The organism is Halomonas sp. BM-2019 (genome assembly GCF_017584085.1).
The window spans coordinates 985000-990456 of the sequence record NZ_CP071922.1; the positions used below are offsets into that span (position 1 = coordinate 985000).

8 protein-coding genes are annotated in these 5457 nt (G+C 71.9%); 5 read left to right on the forward strand and 3 right to left on the reverse strand.

The window, feature by feature from the left end:
* From J5F18_RS05005 to J5F18_RS05020, 4 genes are all read left to right on the forward strand, one after another.
* Positions 1-280: Sua5/YciO/YrdC/YwlC family protein (locus J5F18_RS05005; protein ID WP_346301224.1), on the forward strand; the 280-nt coding region annotated here is incomplete at its 5' end.
* Positions 281-308: 28 nt separating this feature from the next.
* Positions 309-1238 (forward strand): oxygen-dependent coproporphyrinogen oxidase, encoded by a 930-nt coding sequence (gene hemF / locus J5F18_RS05010; RefSeq protein WP_346301225.1) that lies wholly within the window; start codon positions 309-311, stop codon positions 1236-1238.
* Positions 1239-1251: 13 nt separating this feature from the next.
* Positions 1252-2070 (forward strand): shikimate dehydrogenase, encoded by an 819-nt coding sequence (gene aroE / locus J5F18_RS05015; RefSeq protein ID WP_346301226.1) that lies wholly within the window; start codon positions 1252-1254, stop codon positions 2068-2070.
* Positions 2071-2108: 38 nt separating this feature from the next.
* The gene (locus tag J5F18_RS05020) at positions 2109-2438 is read left to right on the forward strand and encodes a hypothetical protein (protein ID WP_346301227.1); all 330 of its coding nucleotides are present in this window, start codon (positions 2109-2111) and stop codon (positions 2436-2438) included.
* 55 nt (positions 2439-2493) lie between these two features.
* On the opposite strand, the gene J5F18_RS05025 is transcribed toward J5F18_RS05020, so the two are convergent.
* Both J5F18_RS05025 and J5F18_RS05030 read right to left on the reverse strand, forming a co-directional pair.
* A complete protein-coding gene (locus J5F18_RS05025; protein ID WP_346301228.1) occupies positions 2494-2751 on the reverse strand; it encodes a hypothetical protein in 258 nt (85 codons plus the stop codon).
* A 30-nt stretch (positions 2752-2781) separates the two neighbouring features.
* Entirely contained in the window at positions 2782-3588 is an 807-nt protein-coding gene (locus J5F18_RS05030; protein ID WP_346301229.1) for a M48 family metallopeptidase, read from the reverse strand.
* A 126-nt stretch (positions 3589-3714) separates the two neighbouring features.
* On the opposite strand from J5F18_RS05030, the gene J5F18_RS05035 reads away from it, so the two are divergent.
* Positions 3715-4581: an ATP-binding protein gene (locus J5F18_RS05035; RefSeq protein WP_346301230.1), complete on the forward strand. Its 867-nt coding sequence runs from the start codon at positions 3715-3717 to the stop codon at positions 4579-4581.
* Between the two features lie 3 nt (positions 4582-4584).
* On the opposite strand, the gene J5F18_RS05040 is transcribed toward J5F18_RS05035, so the two are convergent.
* Entirely contained in the window at positions 4585-5211 is a 627-nt protein-coding gene (locus J5F18_RS05040; protein ID WP_346301231.1) for a hypothetical protein, read from the reverse strand.
* Positions 5212-5457: the final 246 nt, after the last annotated feature.

Sequence of the window (5457 nt, forward strand, 5' to 3'; positions counted from 1 at the left end):
CGACAACGGACGCAGCCACGGCCTGGTGCGGGGCTGCCACGAGCGCGTCGCCCTGCGGGTCAGCGCCCACCCCCTGGTGGCGGCCCTGTGCGAGGCCTTCGGCGGGCCCATCGTCTCCACCTCGGCCAATATCGCCAGCGAGCCGCCGGCGATAAGCGCCGAGCAGGTCCGGGCCATCTTCGCCGACGAGCTCGACGCCCTCGTCGAGGGGGAGCTCGGCGGCCTGGATCGTCCCAGCACCATCCGCGACCTGGTCACCGGCCAGCTGATGCGCGCCTGATCCCCCTGCCAACCCGAGGAGAGCCCCCTTGGCCCACGCCCGACTCGACGACGTCAAGACCTACCTGCTCGATCTGCAGGACCGCCTCTGCGCGGCCCTGGCCGCCGAGGATGGCGGGGCGGGCTTCCGCGAGGACGCCTGGCAGCGCCCCGAGGGGGGCGGCGGGCGCTCCCGGGTGATCGAGCAGGGCCGGGTGTTCGAGAAGGGCGGGGTCAACTTCTCCCACGTCTTCGGTGAGCGCCTGCCCCCCTCGGCCACCGCGGCGCGCCCGGAGCTGGCCGGGCGCAGCTTCCATGCGGTGGGCGTCTCCTGGGTGCTGCACCCCGAGAACCCCCATGTGCCCACCAGCCACGGCAACGTGCGCTTCCTGATCGCCGAGAAGGCCGGGGAGGCGCCCGTCTGGTGGTTCGGCGGCGGCTTCGACCTGACCCCCTTCTACCCGGTGCGGGAGGACGTGGTGCACTGGCACCGTGTCGCCCGGGACGCCTGCGCCCCCTTCGGCGACGATGTCTATCCGCGCTACAAGGCGTGGTGCGACGACTACTTCTATCTGAAGCACCGCGACGAGACACGCGGCGTGGGCGGGCTCTTCTTCGACGACCTCAACGCCTGGGACTTCGAGCGGTGCTTCGCCTTCCAGCGCGCCGTGGGCGACGCCTTCCTCGACGCCTACCTGCCCATCGTGCGTCGCCGCCGCGAGACCCCCTGGAGCGAGCGCGAGCGCGACTTCCAGCTCTACCGCCGCGGACGCTACGTGGAGTTCAACCTGGTGTGGGACCGCGGCACCCTGTTCGGGCTGCAGAGCGGCGGGCGCACCGAGTCGATCCTGATGTCGATGCCGCCCCTGGCGCGCTGGGAATACGCCTGGGCGCCGGAATCCGGCAGCCCCGAGGCGGTGCTCTACGAGAGCTACCTGCGCCCCCGCGACTGGCTGGGCGAGGCCGGCCGCGATGACTGACCAAGGAGTGACCATGACCAACCGCTACTGCGTCTTCGGCCACCCGGTGGCTCACTCGAAGTCGCCGGCCATCCACGCCGCCTTCGCCGCCCAGACCGGGGAGACGATCGAGTACACCGCCATCGAGGCGCCCCTGGACGACTTCGCCGGGGCCTGGCGGCGCTTCGTGGCCGAGGGCGGGCGCGGGGCCAATGTCACCGTGCCCTTCAAGGAGGAGGCCTTCCGCCTCTGCGACACCCTGAGCGAGCGCGCCCAGCGCGCCGGGGCGGTGAACACCCTGATCCTCGGCGGCAACGGTGCCACCTATGGCGATACCACCGACGGGGTGGGACTGGTGCGCGACCTCGTGCGCAGCGGCGTGACCCTGGCCGGCGCCCGGGTGCTGGTGCTGGGCGCCGGTGGGGCGGTGCGCGGGGTGCTGGAACCGCTGCTGGCCGAGGGGCCGGCGAACCTGGTCGTGGCGAACCGCACGGCGGCCAAGGCCGAGGCCCTGGCCGCCGACTTCCGCGAGTTGGGCGACATCGAGGGCGGCGGCTTCGACGCCGTGGCCGGCCCCTTCGATCTGGTGATCAACGGCACCAGTGCGAGCCTCGCCGGGGACCTGCCGCCGCTGCCCGACGACCTCTTCGCGCCGGGGGCCACCGCCTACGACATGATGTACGGCGCCGAACCCACGGTCTTCCTGCGCTGGGCCGGCGAGCGCGGGGCGCGCACCGCCGACGGCCTCGGCATGCTGGTGGAGCAGGCGGCGGAGTCCTTCTACCAGTGGCGCGGCAAGCGCCCCGACACCGCCCCGGTGCTGGCCGAGCTGCGCCGTGGGCTCGAGGCCTGAGCCCGCGCGCCGGCCTTCAGCCGTTGGAGAAGCGCCCCATGCCCGATACCCGCCGTTTCACCAGTCTCGGTATCGTCTCGCTGCTGATGGCGCTGTTCGGTGGCGTCTTCCTGGGCGGGCTGACGCTGGTGGCTTCGATCATTGCCTCCAGTGCCCCCGATGAGGGCGCCGCGCCGGCCGCGGGCCCCGGCCTGATCGGGGTGGAACTGCTGTTTCTGGTCGGCCTCCAGGCCATCGCCATCGGCATGGGGGTCGCCGCGCTGCGCCGCTCGGACGAGCGGCGGGCGTTCGCCCTGCTGGGAATCGTCCTGGGGGCGGTGGTGATCCTGCTGGCCGTGGGGCTGGGGCTGGGCGGACGTCTGCCCTGAGGCCCCCGCGGCGGTGTACTACGTTGGGCCTTCAGCGTCGCTTGGTATAGAGCCTTCAGCGGCGTTTGACATAGAGCCCCACCATGCACATCCCCGTGCCGATCACCGACAGCAGCATGCCGCCATTGACCAGCCACGGATAGCGCTGAAGCCAGGAGACGAAGGGCTGGGGCGTGTCGCGGCACACCCCCTCCAGGTAGTCCCAGTAGCCGCCGGCGTAGGTGCACTCGCGCACGTCCGACAGCTCCCAGAAGTAGACCCCCATCAGCAGGATGACGGGGGCGATCAACAACAGCAGTCCGAGTCTCAGCATTCGCTTTCCAGAAGTGGGGTGGGCGTTTCCTCAGGGGCGCGGGCAGTTGGGCGTTCTCCCCGCCTGGCGGGCCTGCTCGTAGCGGGCGAGGGCGTCATCCATGTTGGCCTGCAGGCCGGCCATGCGCTGGCCCTGGCTGGGGTGGGTGGACATCCAGGCCGGGGGCCGGGCGCCGCCGCCGGCGGCTTCCATGTTCTCCCACAGGGCGACGCTGGCGCGGGGATCGAAGCCCGCCTCGGCCATCAGCCGCAGGCCGATCACGTCGGCCTCGCTCTCGTGGCGGCGGGAGAAGGGCAGCAGCACCCCGTACTGGGCGCCGAGCCCCAGCACCCCCATCATCTGCTCGCCCGCCGGGCCCTGCATGCCCGAGGCCGTGGAGAGCACCGAGAGGCCGAGCTGGGTGGCGGTCTGGGCGGAGACCCGCTCGTTGGCGTGGCGGGCCAGCACGTGCCCTATCTCGTGGCCGACCACCGTGGCCAGCTGGTCCTGGTTCTCGGCGATGCGCAGGAGCCCCGTGTTGACCCCCATGTAGCCGCCGGGCAGGGCGAAGGCGTTGGCCTGCTCCGACTCGAAGACGCGGATCTGCCAGTCCTGGGCGCGCTGCTGCTCGGCGGGCAGGGCGTCGATCAGGGCCTCGGCCACGCACTGGGCGTAGCGCTGGGCGGCCGCGCCGGCCTGGGGCAGGTCCTGCTGATACTGCTCGAAGGCCTGGGCGCCCATCTCGTTGAGCTGGGCATCGGATACCAGGGTAAGCTGCTGTCGCCCGGTGGGCGAGGTGGCGCAGGCGGTGAGGGTAAGGCTCAGCGCGCCAATGGCGAGGCAGTGGATCCAGCGCATGGTAGGTCTCCTGTGACCGGGCTCGGTCGTCCAGCCTGGTCAGACTCTGGACGGGGCGTCAGGTTCGCCACAAGATACCCGGAACCCCCGTCAGGTCAACCGCCCGATACGGAGAAGGAGAACGCCATGGACCCCGAGCTCACGCGCCGCCTGCTAAACCTGCTGGACCAGGTGGAGCACTGGCTGCCGCCGCCGCCCCAGACGGTGGACTGGTCGCGGGACGTGGCCGCCCTGTGGCAGCGCCACAGCCTGGGCGGCCGGCTGCTGCCGGTGCCGCCCCGCGACGCCCTGAGCCTGGACGACCTGCTGGGCATCGAGCGCCAGAAGCTGGCGCTGGTCGACAACACCCGCGCCTTCCTGCAGGGGCTGCCGGCCAACCATGCCCTGCTGTGGGGCTCCCGGGGCAGCGGCAAGTCATCGCTGATCCGGGCGCTGCTCAACTCCCTGGCCGCCGAGGGCCTGCGCCTGGTCCAGGTGGACCGCCACGACCTCGCCGCCCTGCCCATGCTGGTGGAACAGCTGCGCCACCACGACCATCGCTTCGTGGTCTACTGCGACGACCTCTCCTTCGAGGGGCACGATGATGCCTACAAGGCGCTGAAGAGCGTGCTGGACGGCGCCCTGACCGGACCGCCGCCCAACGTGCTGCTCTACGCCACCTCGAACCGCCGCCATCTGCTGCCGGAGTCGATGAGCGACAACGAAGGCTCGCGGCTGGTGGGCGACGAGCTCCACCACGGCGACGCCGTGGAGGAGAAGATCTCGCTCTCCGACCGCTTCGGCCTGTGGCTGGGCTTCCACCCCTTCAACCAGGAGGTCTACCTGGAGGCGTGCTGCCACTGGGTCACCCAGCTGGGTAGCCGCGAGGACTGGAGCGCCGAGGCCCGCGCCGAGGCGATCCGCTTCGCCACCCTGCGCGGCGGGCGCAGCGGCCGCGGCGCCTGGCAGTTCGCCACCCACTGGGTGGGCCGCCGGCGCCTGCACGGGAAGTAGGCATTACCCCCGCGGAATCAGCCTGCCGTCCTCGCCGATGCCCAGGCGAATGGTGGGGGTGAGCAGGCCGGCAGGCAGGGTCATGCCCAGGCCGCGCAGGTCGCCGGGGGTGATGGCCAGCTCGCTGCCGGCGGGCAGCTCGCCCTGGCGGGCCAGCTGGCTGGCCAGCTCCACCATGGGCCCCAGCCCCTCGCGGCCGCCCGCCAGCAGGTCGAAGGCCACCGGCAGGCGCAGGTTGGCGTCGTCACCGGAGGTCAGGGTGACGTCCTGCTCGTAGTTGCCGCTGACCGGATCTACCCCGGGCATGTCCAGCGTCCAGCGGAAGCCGGACATCTCCACCGGCGGCATCCCGGTGGGCAGCCCCAGGCCCATGGCCAGGGTCGCCTGCACCGGCAGGCTGCCGGCGCCCAGGCTCGAGAGCGCGAGCGACATGATGTCGTTGGTGTCCAGGCGTGCGTCCACGGCGTAGGGGCCGATGCGCACCTCCTCCACGCCGAGCGAGGTCACCGCCAGGCGGAAGGCGAAGAGCCCGGTCTGGGGCAGGGCCAGGCAGCCGGCGAGCAGGGCGGAGAGGCAGAGCGGCGCGAGCAGCCGCCAGCGCCTGAAAGGGGCGGAAACGAGACGGGACATTGACGAGGGTGCCTCCTGTCGGAATGTGTCGGGGAGCGCTGGGGGACGCTCGGTTGCCGCTATGCTGCGGCGCAACATTGGCGTATTTGAGGGCCGCCGGCTCTCCCTGTCAAGTGGATTCTGCGGGATTCGCCCCGGGGCGGGAAGTGGCCGAAACGCGACAGCGCCCGGCTCGCCCCTCGTGTCGTTCCAGGGGCGAGCCGGGCGCTGACGGGTAGGTGCGGCGGGCTCAGCGGCGGCGGCTGT